Source organism: Streptomyces sp. NPDC088794, assembly GCF_044750545.1.
Classification (GTDB): Bacteria; Actinomycetota; Actinomycetes; order Streptomycetales; family Streptomycetaceae; genus Streptomyces.
In genome coordinates, this window is the sequence record NZ_JBIVKB010000005.1 from 408,482 (window position 1) to 424,472 (window position 15,991).

Genomic DNA, 15,991 nt, shown 5'->3' on the forward strand with positions numbered 1-15,991 from the left:
CATGTCCGACGAGTACATGCTGCGACTGGAGGCCTCCGGCGAGGTCACCCCAGCCCAGCCCCCCATCGACGCCGGCGAATCCGAGCCCGCAGGGACCGCAGCCGAGGAGGCAGAGAAGTGACCGCAGGACTCGCACCGAGCCTCGTCTCCGGCTGGCTCAACACACTCCGCACCACCGGAAACGGCGGCGCCGCATACAGCGCCGTCGCCGGGACTTTCATTCAGTTGCACACCGGCGACCCCGGTGCGGCAGGCACCTCTAACGTGAGCGTCGGTTCCACGACCCGCAACAGCTTCATCTTTTCCAGCTCGTCGTCCGGTTCGGCCCTGTCGCTGGGTACACCGCCGTCGGCGTGGACCAATGGCGGCACCAGCGAAACCCTCACTCACATTTCGGTGTGGACCGCCAGCACCAGCGGGACGTTCCTGGCGTCCGTGGCGCTGACGACACCGAAGGCCTGGGCTTCCGCCGACACGTACACGCAGCTCACGCTCACCGCGGCCCTGACCCCACAGTCAGTCTGACGACTAGCGGCTGGAGCGGGAGGCCGCCGTGACGACCTTCACCGATGACTTCAACCGCGCCGACTCCACCAGCCTCGGCGCCAACTGGGTTGAGGTCAGCGGCGACTGGTCGATCATCTCGAACCGGCTCTCGTCGGGGTCCGCAGGCGGCACGATCATCCTCCGTGCTGCCGGGGCGATGGCCACCAACGACAACTCGGCCCAGGCCACCATCGCCGTCACTGCCGCAGTCAGCCACGGCGTGTGGTGCCGCGGCAACGCCAACATCACCTCCGGCTACCTGTGGCGCAACGACGGCACCTCGTGGAACCTCTTCAGCGTTGTCGGCGGCTCGTTCACCTCCATCGGCAGCTTCGCCGGAGCCGCCGCAAACGGTGACGTCGCGAAAATCCAGGCCGTCGGTTCGACGATCAAGGGCTTCGTCAACGGAGTCCAGCGCGTCTCCGTCACCGACACCGCCGTCACCACCGGCACCAGCGTCGGAATCCGCGCCGAGTCGGTCGGCACCCTGCGCTTCGACGACTTCACCGGAGCCGACGTCACCACCGGCACCACGGGCGACGCAGCACTGTCCGGCGCAGCAACGCTGACCGCGGTCGGCCAGCGAGCCACCGCCGGTAGCGCTGCACAGACGACCACGGCCACCCTGACCGCCAGCGGCATCCGCGCCACAGCCGGGAACGCAGGCCTGGCCGCCACCGCCAGTGTGACGGCGGCCGGAGTACGGGCCGCGACCGGCGCCGCAACCCTGTCATCCACTGCGACTCTGGCGGCGGACGGCACGCGCGCCACCACTGGCGCCGCCGCCCTGGCTCCCACAGCCGCTCTCACAGCCGCAGGCCTCCGGGCGACAACCGGCGATGCGAGCCTCGCACCCACCGCAACCCTGACAGCAGACGCCACCCGCAGCACATCGGCGGCAGCTGGCCTCACCGTCACGGCGCCCCTCACAGCTGACGGCACAACAGCAGCCACCGGCACCGCGGCGCTGAACGCAACCGCAGACCTGACCGCCGCCGGGCAGACGGCAACTGTTGGCGACGCCCCGCTCGCCGCCACTGCAACGCTCGTCGCGGCCGGCCAGCGAGGCGCCGCAGCCGATACCGGCCTCGCCGCCACGGCAGGCCTGGTCGCGCAAGGACAGGCCGCATACAGCGGTGCAGCCGACCTCACAGCCGCGGCTGCACTGACAGCCGACGGAACCATCGGTACGCCACCCGTACTCGCAGACGCCGCCCTGAGCGCGACCATCACCCTTGCAGCGGCAGGCAACCGTGCGGCAGCCGCAGGCGCCGCACTGGACGTCGCAGCGGTACTGGCGGCGTCAGGGGCCAAAGCCTCCACCGTCGCCGCGGCGCTCACCGCTACGGCGACGCTCACGGCCGCAGGAACCACCGTCTCCACCCACGACGACATCGACGTCACCGTCGGCGCCCCCTACAGCCCATGGACAGCGGGGGAGCCGCACGCCGACCCGTGGCACGCCGGCGAGCCGCAGGACACCGGCTGGAAGGTGGGCACAACGTGGTGATCCCCGCCTCCTCCACCGAATACCTGCACGTGCCCGCCACCCTCCCGGCCGGTGTCGACACCGGCAGCACCCCGGTACGGATCGCTGTCGTCGCCCACCGCAACGACCCCGACGACGACGAATGGCACACCGCGGACTGGGTCGACGGCGCCGCACGCATCCTCATCGGCCCCGACAGCAGCCTCGAACTCGCCGCAGGCGACTACCGAGTGTGGATCAACCTCGACCCGCCCGGCGTGGAGAACGTCGTCCGCAAAGCCGGAATCCTCTCCGTCACCTGAAGGGGGCGAGTCCCATCGCGGACAGCTTGAGCAATACCGCCGAGAACCTGATGCTCGACTGGATCGACGGAGTGGGAACGCCGACCCGCCCCACCACCCCGCTCAAGGTTGCGCTCGTCACCGCCAACGGAGACGACGCGACCGCAGGCACCGAGGTGACCGGCGGCTCCTACGCCCGGCAGTCCCTCACCGTTGCCGCCGCCTCCGGTGGCGCCACGAGCAACTCGGCGGACCTCGTGTTCTCCGGCATGCCCGCCTGCACTGTGGTCGGCGTCGAGGTGTGGGACTCCGCCGGCACACCGGTCCGCCTCTGGTACGGGGCGCTCACCGCCTCCCGCACCGTCAACGCGGCCGACGACTTCAAGCTCTCCGCAGGCGAACTCGATCTAGCCCTGACATAGGGGAGGCGCGCGTGCCGTCCCTGTCGACACTCGTTGACAACTTCAACGATGGAGTCATAGGCCCGGACTGGGGCAACTCCTACGGCGTCTCGGAGTCCGGCGGCCTCGCCCACGTCCCCTGCATCGCAGGCTCCTACGCCGGCTATCAGACCTCCTACACGTGGACCCTCGCCGGCGCCGGCTTCTTCGTGAAAGTCGTCTCCGTGCCCGCCGCATCCACCGCCACCGAGGCCTACCTGTCGGTCTTCACCAACGCCCCAGGGATCGGGGTACCGGGCGGGCCGCAGGAGGGCTACCGCATCGGCTTCGTCATCAACACGGTGACAGGCCAGTTGAGGTGCAAGAACGACACCGGCTACTTCGACGCCGGGTCCGTCGACATCACCTACAACGCGACCACGCACGCCTTCCTGCGACTGCGCGAGGACGGCACCAACGTCTACTGGGACACCTCGCCCGACGGATCGACGTGGACCAACCGTCGGACCCTCGCAACCCCGGCGTGGGTGACCGCCGAAGTCGGCACGTGCGCCGTCGACCTGAGCGCCCACCGCGACCTCGGAACCACAGACGAAGCCACACTCGACCTGTTCAACACGCTGTCCAACGGTGCCGTCGTCACCGGATCGGCAAGCCTCAGCGCCGACAGCAGCCTTACCGCCGCCGGGAAACTCGTCGCGCACGGCACCGCCGCCCTCGCAACGGACAGCGCCCTCGCGGCCTCGGGAACGTTGACGGCGCACGCCGCCGTCACGCTCACCGCCGACGCCACCCTGACCGCCGACGCGACCAGCCAGGGCATCCCGGAGGTGGCGCAAATGGCCGCCGGAGACTGGGACCTGCGCATCGAACAAGGCTCCACGTTCATGCAGACCTACACGGTCAGCGACCCCGGCTTCACGTGGGACGGATGGTCGGCCCGCGCGCAGATCCGGTCCGCGCCCGCCGACTCCGGCGAACTCCTCCTCGACCTCACCCCCTACCTGACGGTGGCCGGGGCGCAGGTCATCCTCGCCGTCCCTGCCTCGGTCACGCAGACCCTCACCCGCAACGGGCGATGGGATCTGGAGATGTACCAGGGCTCCGTCGTGGTGCGGATCCTCAACGGGCGGGCCGTCGTCTCCAAGGAGGTGACCCGCCCGTGAAGATCCTCGTCGAAGGCGAAGAGGCAGCAGACGGCATCACCGTCACCGGCGGCCAGCAGTCCCGCGTCATCGAGGTCAACATCGGGTCCGTGTTCGCCGTCAACGGACAGACCGGCAACGTCAACATCACTGGCGTCACGGACTGGCTCAACGTCACCCTGCCGCCCTACGGGGCAGCCGGAGACGGCCTGCATGACGACACCCCCGCCCTTCAGGCCGCGATCAACGCCTGTCAGCCCGGAGGAACCGTCTACCTGCCCCGAGGCGTGTACAAGACCACGGAGACGCTGGACCTGGGAAACGGCGTGACGCTGCGCGGCTCGCACGCCAACCTGATGGTCGGCCCAGGCATGACCGGCAGCGAATACCCGTCCTACATTCAGCCCGCGGCCGGGTTCACCGGTGCCAGCGTCATCCAGATCGTCGGCGACGCAGACGGCACCCACCCGAACATTTCCGGCGAGCAGCGCCTCATCGACCTGACGCTCGACGGCTCCAAACTCGGCGGATCCTCCATCGACGGCCTGTTCGCCCGCGGCAACGTGCAGAACGTCGTCCTCGACAACGTCTGCATCCGACAGATGCCGAACAACGGCATCGTCACCGCCAGCCGCACCGACGGCACGTTCCCGTACTCGTGGCGCCTCCACCACGTCATAGTCGACAACTGCCACGCGAACGGCGTCCTGCTCACCGGCTGCACCGACGTCACCCTCGACGACGTGCAGGTCATCGGCTGCTGGGCGCAGGGCATCGTCCTCACCAACTGCACCAACGCCCAGCTCCTGGCTTGCCGCACCGAATGGAACGGCAGTCACGGCTACCACATCACCGGCGCCTGGGGCGACTGGCAGGGCTCCGGCGGCATGCAGATGACCGGCTGCAGCACCGACCGCAACGGCCAGCACGGCGTCCTCGTCGACGCCACCGGCAACACCCCGATCATCATCACCGGACTCCAGACCCGCCGCGACGGCCGCAACGGCGGCGCCGGCGGCGGGGGATACGCGGGCCTCGCGGTCATCGGCGCCACCGTGCCCGTCACCGCCAGCGGCGTCGGCTGCTACCCGGGGGTCGACGACAGCGGGTCGACCACCAACTCCCCGCAGTACGGTGTGCGCCTGTCCGGCTCAGCCACGGTCATGCTCGACGACGCCTACCTCCACGCCAACACCGCAGGCCTGCTCGACGACGGCACGAACACGCTGGTGTCGCTCGGCACCAACATCACCACCGCAGCCGGCGCCACCACGTCCGCGGTCCGCACCCCGGGCGGCGTCTCACCCAAAGGACTCGCGGGCGCGCGGTACGTGGCCTCAGTCGGCGCCTCGGCCCGGGAGAAGGCCCGCGCCGACTACGTGTGCGACGGCGTCGCCGACCAGGTACAGATCCAGGCCGCGATCGCCGCAGTGCAGTCCGAGGGCGGCGGCGTCGTCCAGCTGTCGCCCGGCAACTTCAACATCGCCGCCACGATCACGGTCAACGGCACGATCGACGAGAATGACCCGAAGACCGTGATCCTGCGCGGCTGCGGCCAGCAGGTATCCGAACTGACCGTGGCGTCGGGCGTCAACGGAATCACGATCTCCAACTGGGCGCAGATTCACCTGTCGGACCTGGGCATCTTCATCTCCGGCTCCGGGATCGGCATCAAGTCCGTCGGCGTGGACAATGCGGGCCACAGCAACAACGTCTCGTTCTGGCACAGCTCCTTCCGCAACCTGCGGATCAACGGCGGGTTCGTGGCCACCGACACCGTGTGGGGCATGGAACTCGGCATGCCCTGGCGCTCGACCTTCGAGAACATCGAGATCGAGGGCTGCCGCAACGGCATCAAGGTCATCAACAACGCGACCATGCAGAACGCCGGGGACTGCGTCTTCTCCCGGTTCTTCGTCGAGATCGTCGGCACCGGCGGCTACGCCCTGTACGTCGACTCCATCGACGGCAACATGAACCAGAACACCTGGATCGACTTCGAAGCAGGCGCCAACTCCACCGGCTGCACAGGCATCTGGCTCGGCGGCACCGCAGGCACCGCGAGCCAGCGGTTCATCGGCAACCTGAACCTCGAACAATTCCAGACGCTAATCAACGTCGCCAACGGCAACTCGAACGTCTTCGACGCGAACTACATCACCTGCGACACCGGCGGAGCCACCAACAAAGGCTTCATCACCGGCACGAACAGCTACAACAACACGTTCCGGGCCGCGTACTTCAACATCGCCGCAAGCGACTCCGTGAAGGTCATCGAAGACGCCAACACGACATCGAACGCGCCGAACATCTTCGAACGCATCCGGCTGGAGAACAACACCGGCGGCACAGTCACCTACTCGACCACATCGAGCACGGTCCTGCGGGACATCACGACCTTCAACACCGGCAATGCGATGCCGGCCGGGCTGCTCCAATACCCGCTGAGCAACGTCAACGATGCCACCTTCAAGGCCGCCGATCACGGCCTGCTGACCTGGACGCACGACCCGGCAACGCTGAGGTCTGCCGCCGAACGCATCACCAGTGGCTCGGTATACCTGTGCAAGATCAAAATAGTCAACCGGTCCACCGTGGTAAGCAACATCCACTACGGGGTTGTCGACGCAGGAGCGACTCTCACCTCCACCCAGAACCTCGTAGGCCTCTACGACAGCTCCGGAACCCGCCTCGCAGTCAGCGCCGACCAGACCACTGCCTTCGGGTCGGCCGGCGCCAAGACAGCAGCCATCACCCCGCAGACTCTCGCCGTGGGGACGTACTACGTGGCAATCCTCTCCGTCGGTACCACACCGCCATCGTTCGCCCAGGGCAACGGCGCTTCGAGCGTCCTCAACACCGGGCTGGCCACAGGCACCAGCCGATTCCTGGTCGGACCGACCGCACAAACGTCGCTGCCGACGTCCATCACCCTCGGCTCGCAGACGCCGACCAACGGCGCCCGATGGGCTGCCCTCAGCTAGAAGGACCCGCGCCATGGCCGACGATCTGCTCGTCATCATCCCCACACGCGGACGCCCCGGAGCGATCCCCGAGATCATGCAGGCGTGGGACGACACCGGGGCCACCGCTGACGTGCTGTTCTGCGTCGACAAAGACGACCCGGAGTTGGCCGCCTACAAGGCGCAGGCGAAGGTCTACGCGGACGACGCCCGGGTGCGGTTCGTGTACTGGGCGCGGAAGCGGCTCGTCGGCACGCTGAACCAAGCCGCCGTGAAGAACGCGGGCGACTACCAGTTCCTCGCCTTCCTCGGCGACGACCACCGGCCCCGACCGGGCGCCATGCCGTGGGACGAACGCATCCGCATCTGCCTGTCCGGCGGGCCGGGCATCGTCTACGGCAACGACTTGCTGCAAGGCGAGGCCATGGCCACCGCCGTCGCAATGACCTCCGACATCGTGCAGACCCTCGGCTACATGGCGCCACCCGCCATGGTCCACCTGTGCGTGGATCTTGTATGGCTCGACTGGGGACGCGGCATGGGGCGGATCACCTACCTCGACGACATGGTCATTGAGCACCTACACCCTGCGGCAGGGAAGGCCGAGCTCGATGCGGGCTACGAAGAGGCCAACAGCGAGCAGCAGGTGTCCGCCGACTCGGCCGCCTACTACGACTACCGCGACAACGGCGGCCTCCAAGCCGACCTCGACAAGCTGCGCGCGCTGATCGGGGGCCAGCAGTGACCGCCGCCGACATCATCGAAGCCTGGGACCAGGCCGACCCCGCCGCAATCCACCCCACCCGCGCCATCGACGAAGACGCCTACTGGGGCAGCGGACGCGACCAAGCGTCAGACCTCGCGACTGTCCTCCCGACTGGCTGTAAGGTCGTCGACTTCGGCTGCGGAGACGGACGCGTCGCCATCCCCCTGCGCCAACTCGGCTACGACGTGACGGCCGTCGACGCCTCACCGACCATGCTCGACCGGCTGCACCAGCACGACTCCGACATGCCGACCGTCGTCAGTGACGGCACCGACCTGTACGCGGCTCTCGGCAAGAAGACCGATGCCGTCGTCGCGCTCGCCGTCCTCATCCACCACAGCTACGCAGACTGCTTGGCCCTCCTGGCTGGGCTCCGGCAGGCGGTCAAGCTCGGCGGGATCCTCGTCCTCGACTGGCCCGTCAGCGACGAACCCGTCGAAGGGCAGAGCTGGCTGGAGGTCACCACCTGGAGCCAGCAAGCCCACGACGACGCCTGCGCCCGCATCGGCCTCAAGCCCGTCGACGCGCAACTGCCGTGGGGCGTCTACAAGGCGGTGAAGGCTTCGTGAGTACGACCGCAGACAGCACCCGCTACCTCAAGACCGTCTGGCGCGGTGAGAAGTCCTGGGAGTGGAAGGCGCTCTACGTCGGCCATGCGCAGCCTCGCGGCTACCGCACGTTCTGGCGCCACAGGTTCTTCTGGCAGCTTCATCTGACCCCATTCCACCTGCACCGCGACGGTCAGAAGTGGGAGATCGGCGTCTGCCTCGGCAAGCGCACCTTCTACCTCAAGACCCACCGCTGAGTAAGTCGAGGATCCACATGCAGCCCACCGTTGGCGCCACCGTCCACTACGTCAGCTACGGAACACCCGGCGGCGAGTACAGCAAGGAATGCCGGGCCGCGATCGTCACCGAGGTCTCGCCGGAGAGCAAGGGTGAAGGGCAGGAGATCGTCGGTCTCGCAGTCCTCAACCCGACCGGCTTCTTCTTCAACCGGGGCTGCGTGCGCCACGAGGCGGATCCCCACTTGGCCAACTCGAACCCCGCCGTGAACCATCCCGGCGGCACATGGCACTGGCCCGAAGGGGTCTGAACCCGGCGAGGAGGCGACCATGCGCGTCCTCCTCACGGGCCACCGGGGATTCGTCGGCCGTCACCTGCATGCCGCGCTCGAAGCCCGAGGCGACGACGTCACCGGCATCGACCTCGCCGACGGCAACGACGCCCTCGACTTCTTCCGCACCGACAACCAGCGCTTCGACCTCGCGTTTCACTGTGCGGCGGTCGTCGGCGGCCGGGCCAGCATCGACGGGTCGCCGCTCGGCGTCGCCACCAACCTCGCACTCGACGCCTGGTACATGCGCTGGCTCATCCGCACCGGCACCCCGCGCGCCGCCTACTTCAGCTCGTCCGCCGCCTACCCGGTCGCGCTTCAACAGCCTGGCGACGTGCGGCGCCTGTACGAAGAGGACATCAACCTCCGGTACATGGAAGAACCCGACGCCACCTACGGCTGGGCGAAGGTGACAGGGGAGAAGCTCGCCGCCTACGCCGAAGCCGAAGGCTGCCGCATCCTCATCTGTCGCCCCTTCTCCGGCTACGGCGAGGACCAGGACGACGCGTACCCGTTCCCCGCGTTCATCGCCCGCGCCAAACGGCACGACGACCCGTTCGAGATCTGGGGCGACGGCAACTCCACGCGTGACTGGATCCACATCGACGACCTCGTCGGCGCCACCCTCGCACTCCTCGACGCTGACGTCACTGGGCCCGTCAACCTCGGCTGGGGCAGAGCGACCAGCTTCGACGACCTCGCCCGCATCGTGTGCACAGCCGCCGGCTACCAGCCGCAGTACAAACACCGGGCCGACGCACCCCGAGGCGTCCACCACCGCGTCAGCGACCCCAGCCGCATGCTCGACCACTACGTACCCGCCGTGACCCTCGAAGAAGGCGTGCGGCGGGCGCTCGCAACCTGAACCCACGGAAGGCCCGCGCCCATGGCCGCAGAGATCACGGCACCCGTAGAGGTCACCACTTCCCTCCCTGGAGCAACCCCGATCGGAGGCCAGATCGGGACCCTCACCGTGGCCCTCCGCGGTGACACACTCCACGCCGAAGACGTCTACCGGGCCCTAGGGCAGACCCTCATAGAGGCAGGCACCTATCTCATCGAACGCGCCGCACTCCCCGATACGGGAGACGCCGAACGCATCTCCGAGGAGTAGCGCGGTGGCCGCCTACCTCGTCATCCACCCGCGGGAACAGCACCGCGACGACCTTCGCATCCAAGCCGACGACCTCACTCTCACCTTCCAAGCCGGCTGGGCCATCCTCGCCGACAGCGACGGCGTCTGCCTCGCAATCCCATCCGGACAAGGTGCCAGCATCCAACGCGACGACCACCCAGCCGACTCAGCCGAGCAGTAACGAGGAGGTGATCCCCATGGTCGACGAGACCGCGAAAGCCCCCGTATCGACCGAACGCCTCATGGAGTACTGGGCGCACGGTCCGGGGGCTGCTTGACGCCAAGATCCAGTGGGGAGTTCCGGGAGACTTTGACAGGTGTGTCGCTGAACTCGGCAGGCATGTCAGTCCCGGCATGGTGAAGGGCCTCTGCTCCAACCTGCACATGCGCGCAACAGGTGCACGGCCAGGCCACGCCCCAGGCGAGGAAGCCGCGCACAGAGCCAAGGGTGATGGCTGATGCCCAGCCAGGGCCGACGATCAGCGCCACTGCCCAAGGGCTGGGACCGCATCCGCCGGCGCATCCTCAAGCGGGACGGTCACCACTGCCAGTGGCTACTTGACGCGGGCGGCATCTGCAACGAGCCGGCCAGCGAGGTCGACCACAAGAACCCCGCGTACATGGGATACGACGATCACAGCGACGACAACCTGTGGGCCCTGTGCTCGTGGCACCACGCCCGTAAGACCGGGCGGGAGGCGTCGGCTGCGGCCCATGCCCTACCACCCAGGGCGCGGCCGGCTGAGGCGCACCCGGGCCTGCTGCCCTAGGGGGTAGGGCGTGAGGGGTGAGGCTCGATGGACGGGTGGCGCATGATCTTTCATGACGATCACTAGCGGTGTTCGAGCGTTCGAACGGCCGTGGTCGCCGACCCGGACTGGCGCGCGTGATCATCTCTGCAAGATCATCGGGGCCATGAAATCGAAGATCAATCCGATCGATCCTGGATGATCACCCCCCTGGGGGGAGCCTCTAGATCATCTCGGATCCCCGGATCGGGCACGTTAGCCCCTCGCGGTCCGCGTGACACTGGGGATCTGATGATCAAGCGCTGACCTGCAAGAACGGGCGCGTGAACTCTCGGCCCGTGTGGGCTGGGAGTTCACGCGAAGACGTCACAGGATGACATCGGTCCAGCTCAGAGCAGCTATTGCCGTCACTCACCTTGCTATCCTGGTGTCATGAAGACGAGGCGCTGCGCACAATGCGGGGATCACCTTGCTGCTCGCCATGCGCACAACGCGCGCTTTTGCTCCGGCCGTTGCCGCATGGCCGCGCACCGCGCCAGCCGCAAGCGGACCGATCCGGTGCCGTCCGCGATGACTCGCCGGCATCAGTGGGTGCGTCGCACAGACCGCAAGGTGCCGCTGTCAGTCGCTGGCCCCAAGATCTGTCCCGCTTCGTCGACCGATCCCGAAACGTGGGCGAGCTACAGCGCCGTCAACCGCTCGTCGGCCGGCTCGGGCATCGGGTTCGTGCTCAGCGCGATGGACGGCCTGGCGTGCATCGACCTGGATCACGCCCTGCTGGACGGCGAGTTGCGCCCGTGGGCTCGCAGGATCGTCGACGGCTTGCCCGCGACATACATCGAGGTCTCGCCTTCTGGCACGGGCCTGCATATCTGGGGCTTTGGATCCGTAGGGCAGGGGCGTCGCATCCGGCGCGGAGGGTCTTCAGTTGAGGTCTACGACCGGGGCCGCTACATCACGGTGACCCGAGAGCCGTTCGAGGATGCCCCGTCGAGGCTGGCCGATCTGACGCAGGTGATCGCCGACTTGCTGTGAGGGGGTACCCCTTATGGCCGGTCGCGGTATGGCACCGAAGGCGACGCGCTCTCGGGCGCGGGACTCGAAGGCGCGGGATGCCGAGCTGAATCGGGTCGAGTTCGACGACGAGGTCCGTGGCCCGGAGCTTCCGGAGGGGGTTCTGCCGGACCAGGAGTCGTGGCATCCGCGGACTGTGCAGTGGTGGGAGACCTGGCGGCGCTCGGCGCAGGCGCAGGTCTTCATCGACACCGACTGGGACTTTCTGCTCGACACGGCACTTCTTCATCACGTGATGTGGACCAAGGGGCGCTGGGAGTTCGCGTCGGAGGTTCGGCTGAGGGCCGCGAAGTACGGGGCGACTCCGGAGGACCGGATGCGCCTGAAGTTGAAGATCGAGACCCCGGCGGACCGTCAGACGCCTTCTGAGACGCCGCGGTCGACGTCGGACCGGCGCAAGAACCTGCGGATCGTTTCGGAGGATGCCGGGTAGGGGGTGCCATGCCGTGGCGCGGCGCAGCCTATGAGGGCGAGTTCCCCTCCTTGGGGCACCAGATCGTCGAGCACATCGAAGAGTTCCTCTGCCACGGCCCTGGCGATGTGGTTGGCGAGCCGATCGAGTTGGACGACGAGTTCTACGCGTTCATCGTCAAGGCCTACCGCATCGACCCCGATACGGGTCGCCGCATGTACCGGCGGGCGTTCCTGTCGCGGGCGAAGGGGCGTGCCAAGTCGGAGATCGCTGGGATGTTGGTGTGTGCAGAGGCCCTGTTCCCTGTGCGTTTCGATGGCTGGGATGCGAACGGGGAGCCGGTCGGCCGCTCGGTGAAGTCACCGTTCATTCGCTGCCTGGCGACGGAAGAAGGGCAGTCGGGCAACACCTACGACAACGTGTCGACGATGTTGGAGTACCTCGTCGAGAATCACGGTGACGACTTCCCCGGCATCGACATCGGAAAGTCGGCGCAGTCATCGAGCCGGATCGTCCTGCACCACCAGCGCGGCGAGATCACCCCGTCGACGGCATCGTCAGCGGCGAAGGACGGCGGCAAGGAGACCTTCGCGGTCTTCGACGAAACCCACCTGTACGTGCTGCCCGAGTTGCGGCGCATGCACAGCACGGTGCGACGGAACCTGCGGAAGCGCAAAGAGGCTGAGCCGTGGTGCCTTGAGACGTCGACGATGTACGAGCCGGGCCAGGACTCGGTGGCCGAGGCCACGCACACCTACTTCAAGGCGATTAAGGAGGGCAGGGTCCGGGACGCTGACGCGGCCGGCCTGCTCTTCGACCACCGGCAAGCCGCGGATGGCACTGATCTAGCCGACCGGGATGCTCTGCTGGCCGGCCTGCGCGAGGCCTACGGTCCGGCTGCGGCTTGGATGGACCTGGACGGCATTATCGCCGAGATCTGGGATCCGCAGTCGGCGCCCTCGGACTCGCGCCGGTACTGGCTTAACCAGCCGGTTGCTGCAGAGGATGCCCTGCTGGATCCCGCCGAGTGGGCGAAGTGCGCGTCAGATCTGCGGCTCGACGACGGCGACGATGTCGTTCTCGGCTTCGACGGCGGCAAGTCGGACGACGCGACCGCGCTGATTGCTATGCGTGTATCGGACCGCCTGGTGCAGCCGCTGGGGATCTGGGAGCGCCCGGAGGGTCCCCTGGCGAAGGGCTGGGAGGTCGACCGCAAGCAGGTCTCCGACCTCGTAGCTCACGCCTTCGGACGGTACGCGGTGCGGGCGTTCTTCGCCGACGTGAAGTTGTGGGAGTCGTACATCGACGAGTGGGCCGAGACGTATCGCGACGAGCTGGTCGTGAAGTCTTCGCCGAAGTCGCTGGTCGGCTACGACATGCGTGGCAGGCAGCAGGAGTTGACGCTGGCCACCGAGGCGCTGGTGCAGGCGATCCGCGACGGGAAGGTCCCGCACGCTGACCATCCGACGTTGAACCGCCATGTGGGCAACGCGCGGCGCCGGCCGAACCGGTGGGGCGTCAGCTTCGGCAAGGAGTCGCGTGAGTCTCCGAAGAAGGTCGATGGCTTCGCGGCGATGCAGTTGGCGGATATGGCGCGCCGGGCGCTGCTGGCGTCTCCGGAGTGGGCGAAACGGTCGAAGAAGCGGCAGCGCACTGGGCGCGTGTACGGGTTCGCGTAGCGAGGGGGTGGGTGGCGCGTGGTGATGTCTGCCGATGAGGCGACTTTGATGGCGCGTCGCCTGCTGAAGCTGCGCGAGGACGAGCAGGCGCGATTGGACCGGATCGCGGCCTACATGTGCGGCGAGCATTCGAGCGTGTACGTGCCGGCGGGTGCACGGGCGGAGTACCGCTGGCTGATGGACCGCGCCAAGGTCAAGATCCTGCCGCTGATCGTCACGGTGGTCGCGCAGAACTTGTACGTGGACGGGTACCGGCCGAGGGGTTCTGACGACAATGCGGAGCCGTGGGCGGTGTGGCAGGCGAATCGCCTGGATGCCCGCCAGCATGGCGTGCACCGTGCGGCGTTGACCTATGGGGCGGCGTATGCGGTGGTGATGCCGGGCAAGCCTGTGCCGGTGATCACCCCGTTTTCGCCGCGGCGCATGACAGCCCTGTATGCGGATCCGGTGAACGACGAGTGGCCGCTGTATGCGATCGAAGACCGTGTCGAGAACACGGCGAAGGGTCAGCGCAGGGTCATCCGCATCTATGACGACCAGGCGCGCTACACGCTGGCAGGGCAGGTCGACGGCAGCCAGCTGAAGCTCGACGGCGACGGGGCGATTCAGTCCCACAATCTGGGCGTGTGTCCGGTCGTCAGGTTCGTCAACACTGACGACCTGGACGGCGACGGCGTGCTGGGCGAGGTCGAACCACTGATCGACGCCCAGGATCAGCTGAACATGACGACGTTCAACTTGCTGATGGCGCAGCAGTACGCGGCGTTCCGTCAGCGCTGGGTGACCGGCATGGCGCCGCCGATCGACTCGAACGGCAACCCGATGGAGCCGTTCAGGGCCCGCGTAGATGGCCTGTTCGTCGCGGAGGACGCGGACACGAAGTTCGGCGAGTTCGGTGCGACCGACCTCAAGGGGTATCTCGACTCCCGCGAGTCGACCATCCAGCACATCGCGACCTTGTCGCAGGTGCCGCCCTATCACTTGCTGGGCAAGCTGGTGAACCTGTCCGCCGAGGCGCTGGCCGCTGCTCGGGACGGCCTTGACCGCAAAGTTGGCGAACGCGAGAGCCTGTTCGGTGAAGCGTGGGAGCAGACTTTGCGCCTGGCCGGACTCGCCGCGGGAGACAAGGCGGCGTGGGAAGACACCGCAGCCCAGGTGGTGTGGCGGGACACGTCGGCCCGGTCACTGGCGCAGACGGTGGACGCGCTGGGCAAGCTGGTGACGATGCTCGGGGTTCCGCCACAAGAGCTGTGGGAGAAGATCCCCGGGGTCACGCAGACCGACGTGGGTCGCTGGAAGCTCGCCGCGCATGAGGGCGACGCGATGAATCGGCTGAACGGCATCATCGAGAAGCAGATGCAGCCCGCGGCGATCTCCCAGGTCCCGGCAGCGCGGCCTGCTTCGGTGGCCTGACGGTGGCGGGGCAGGCGCAAGCGGCGCAGACCTTCCGGCGCACTCAGGCGCTTCTGGCTGCACAGATGGCGCGCCAGATTCTGCACGTGTGGCGCGACCTCATGGACCCGGCGAAGGTCGACGCTTCGTGGCCCGCGGTGCGGGCGGCGCTGATGCCGATCGTTCAGCAGGCGCGGACCCATTCGGCCGCGCTGGCCGCTGCCGCCTACATGGATGCCCGCCGTGCGGCGGGCGTGCCCGATGGGGGCTTCGACCCCGCGGGGCCGCTGCAACTCGCCATCGCACGACTGGAGTCGTCGCTGGATGTGACGGGCCCCGTCGAGTTCAAGAAGGCGATAGCCGCCGGACGATCGCCGCAGCAGGCGATGGATGCCGCTGCGGTGCGCATGGTGGGTTCGACGCAGTACCTGGCGCTCGAAGGCGCCCGGTCGGTGATCAGCAAGTCTGTTGATTCCGACGATCAGGCGACGGGCTGGTCGCGGGTCACCGACGCTGATCCGTGCGCTTGGTGCGCCATGCTCGCTTCGCGCGGGCCGATCTATAAGTCGGAGCGCACCGCCGGGCGCGACCAGAACGCGCGATTTGAGGGCGATGGGGCGTTCAAGTACCACGATCACTGCGCCTGCCAGGCGTGGCCAGCGTTCACGCTCGACGAACCGTTCATCGGCATCGCCGAGAAGCTGTACGACGACTGGCTCCGCGAGACACGCGGCACCGGTGGAAAGCGTGCGGTGAACGCGTTCCGCCGCTGGTGGGAGGCGGAAGGCCGAAGCGCCTACGCGACGGCAGGGCAATCTGCCGGATAGCCCATCAAGCGCTGCC

At 67.7% G+C, this 15,991-nt stretch carries 19 protein-coding genes; all 19 read left to right on the plus strand.

Going from position 1 to position 15,991, the window contains the following annotated elements; translation table 11 throughout:
* Window positions 1-117: 117 nt before the first annotated feature.
* The 19 genes from ACIP6U_RS17355 (at window position 118) to ACIP6U_RS17445 (ending at window position 15,975) form a co-directional block, all read left to right on the plus strand.
* Window positions 118-525 carry a hypothetical protein gene (locus ACIP6U_RS17355; RefSeq protein ID WP_401717969.1) on the plus strand — a complete coding sequence of 136 codons (408 nt, stop codon included), beginning with the start codon at window positions 118-120 and terminating at the stop codon, window positions 523-525.
* 28 nt (window positions 526-553) lie between these two features.
* The gene (locus tag ACIP6U_RS17360) at window positions 554-2,056 is read left to right on the plus strand and encodes a hypothetical protein (protein ID WP_401717972.1); all 1,503 of its coding nucleotides are present in this window, start codon (window positions 554-556) and stop codon (window positions 2,054-2,056) included.
* Window positions 2,050-2,337: a hypothetical protein gene (locus ACIP6U_RS17365; RefSeq protein ID WP_401717975.1), complete on the plus strand. Its 288-nt coding sequence runs from the start codon at window positions 2,050-2,052 to the stop codon at window positions 2,335-2,337. The genes ACIP6U_RS17360 and ACIP6U_RS17365 overlap by 7 nt, the downstream gene beginning before the upstream one ends.
* Window positions 2,338-2,363: 26 nt before the next feature.
* Window positions 2,364-2,738: a hypothetical protein gene (locus tag ACIP6U_RS17370; RefSeq protein WP_401717978.1), complete on the plus strand. Its 375-nt coding sequence runs from the start codon at window positions 2,364-2,366 to the stop codon at window positions 2,736-2,738.
* Between the two features lie 11 nt (window positions 2,739-2,749).
* Window positions 2,750-3,883 carry a hypothetical protein gene (locus ACIP6U_RS17375; protein ID WP_401717979.1) on the plus strand — a complete coding sequence of 378 codons (1,134 nt, stop codon included), beginning with the start codon at window positions 2,750-2,752 and terminating at the stop codon, window positions 3,881-3,883.
* A complete protein-coding gene (locus tag ACIP6U_RS17380; protein ID WP_401717982.1) occupies window positions 3,880-6,846 on the plus strand; it encodes a glycosyl hydrolase family 28-related protein in 2,967 nt (988 codons plus the stop codon). The genes ACIP6U_RS17375 and ACIP6U_RS17380 overlap by 4 nt, the downstream gene beginning before the upstream one ends.
* Before the next feature lie 13 nt (window positions 6,847-6,859).
* Entirely contained in the window at window positions 6,860-7,570 is a 711-nt protein-coding gene (locus tag ACIP6U_RS17385; RefSeq protein WP_401717985.1) for a glycosyltransferase family A protein, read from the plus strand.
* Entirely contained in the window at window positions 7,567-8,160 is a 594-nt protein-coding gene (locus ACIP6U_RS17390; protein ID WP_401717988.1) for a class I SAM-dependent methyltransferase, read from the plus strand. Before ACIP6U_RS17385 ends, ACIP6U_RS17390 begins: the two co-directional genes overlap by 4 nt.
* On the plus strand, window positions 8,157-8,396 hold the full coding sequence (locus ACIP6U_RS17395; RefSeq protein WP_401717991.1) for a hypothetical protein: 240 nt from the start codon (window positions 8,157-8,159) through the stop codon (window positions 8,394-8,396). Before ACIP6U_RS17390 ends, ACIP6U_RS17395 begins: the two co-directional genes overlap by 4 nt.
* Before the next feature lie 17 nt (window positions 8,397-8,413).
* Window positions 8,414-8,686, plus strand: a complete 273-nt coding sequence (locus ACIP6U_RS17400; protein WP_401717992.1) for a hypothetical protein — start codon at window positions 8,414-8,416, stop codon at window positions 8,684-8,686.
* A 19-nt stretch (window positions 8,687-8,705) separates the two neighbouring features.
* Entirely contained in the window at window positions 8,706-9,572 is an 867-nt protein-coding gene (locus tag ACIP6U_RS17405; protein ID WP_401717994.1) for an NAD-dependent epimerase/dehydratase family protein, read from the plus strand.
* A gap of 21 nt (window positions 9,573-9,593) precedes the next feature.
* The gene (locus ACIP6U_RS17410) at window positions 9,594-9,821 is read left to right on the plus strand and encodes a hypothetical protein (protein ID WP_401717997.1); all 228 of its coding nucleotides are present in this window, start codon (window positions 9,594-9,596) and stop codon (window positions 9,819-9,821) included.
* Window positions 9,822-9,825: 4 nt separating this feature from the next.
* Entirely contained in the window at window positions 9,826-10,023 is a 198-nt protein-coding gene (locus ACIP6U_RS17415; RefSeq protein ID WP_401718000.1) for a hypothetical protein, read from the plus strand.
* Window positions 10,024-10,300: 277 nt separating this feature from the next.
* Window positions 10,301-10,612 carry an HNH endonuclease gene (locus tag ACIP6U_RS17420; RefSeq protein ID WP_401718003.1) on the plus strand — a complete coding sequence of 104 codons (312 nt, stop codon included), beginning with the start codon at window positions 10,301-10,303 and terminating at the stop codon, window positions 10,610-10,612.
* Window positions 10,613-11,023: 411 nt separating this feature from the next.
* Window positions 11,024-11,626, plus strand: coding sequence for a DNA primase (locus tag ACIP6U_RS17425; RefSeq protein WP_401718006.1), 603 nt, complete (start codon window positions 11,024-11,026; stop codon window positions 11,624-11,626).
* A 28-nt stretch (window positions 11,627-11,654) separates the two neighbouring features.
* Window positions 11,655-12,098: a hypothetical protein gene (locus ACIP6U_RS17430; RefSeq protein ID WP_401718009.1), complete on the plus strand. Its 444-nt coding sequence runs from the start codon at window positions 11,655-11,657 to the stop codon at window positions 12,096-12,098.
* 8 nt (window positions 12,099-12,106) lie between these two features.
* On the plus strand, window positions 12,107-13,756 hold the full coding sequence (locus tag ACIP6U_RS17435) for a Terminase (protein WP_401718011.1): 1,650 nt from the start codon (window positions 12,107-12,109) through the stop codon (window positions 13,754-13,756).
* Window positions 13,757-13,780: 24 nt separating this feature from the next.
* Entirely contained in the window at window positions 13,781-15,169 is a 1,389-nt protein-coding gene (locus tag ACIP6U_RS17440) for a phage portal protein (protein WP_401718015.1), read from the plus strand.
* Window positions 15,170-15,171: 2 nt separating this feature from the next.
* A complete protein-coding gene (locus ACIP6U_RS17445; RefSeq protein WP_401718018.1) occupies window positions 15,172-15,975 on the plus strand; it encodes a hypothetical protein in 804 nt (267 codons plus the stop codon).
* Window positions 15,976-15,991 lie beyond the last annotated feature (16 nt).

Coding starts and splice junctions, on each gene's coding strand:
- ACIP6U_RS17385 (WP_401717985.1), top strand. CDS start 6,860: ATGGCCGACGATCTGCTCGTCATCATCCCCACACGCGGACGCCCCGGA.
- ACIP6U_RS17400 (WP_401717992.1), top strand. CDS start 8,414: ATGCAGCCCACCGTTGGCGCCACCGTCCACTACGTCAGCTACGGAACA.
- ACIP6U_RS17405 (WP_401717994.1), top strand. CDS start 8,706: ATGCGCGTCCTCCTCACGGGCCACCGGGGATTCGTCGGCCGTCACCTG.
- ACIP6U_RS17410 (WP_401717997.1), top strand. CDS start 9,594: ATGGCCGCAGAGATCACGGCACCCGTAGAGGTCACCACTTCCCTCCCT.
- ACIP6U_RS17420 (WP_401718003.1), top strand. CDS start 10,301: ATGCCCAGCCAGGGCCGACGATCAGCGCCACTGCCCAAGGGCTGGGAC.
- ACIP6U_RS17425 (WP_401718006.1), top strand. CDS start 11,024: ATGAAGACGAGGCGCTGCGCACAATGCGGGGATCACCTTGCTGCTCGC.
- ACIP6U_RS17430 (WP_401718009.1), top strand. CDS start 11,655: ATGGCACCGAAGGCGACGCGCTCTCGGGCGCGGGACTCGAAGGCGCGG.
- ACIP6U_RS17435 (WP_401718011.1), top strand. CDS start 12,107: ATGCCGTGGCGCGGCGCAGCCTATGAGGGCGAGTTCCCCTCCTTGGGG.
- ACIP6U_RS17440 (WP_401718015.1), top strand. CDS start 13,781: ATGTCTGCCGATGAGGCGACTTTGATGGCGCGTCGCCTGCTGAAGCTG.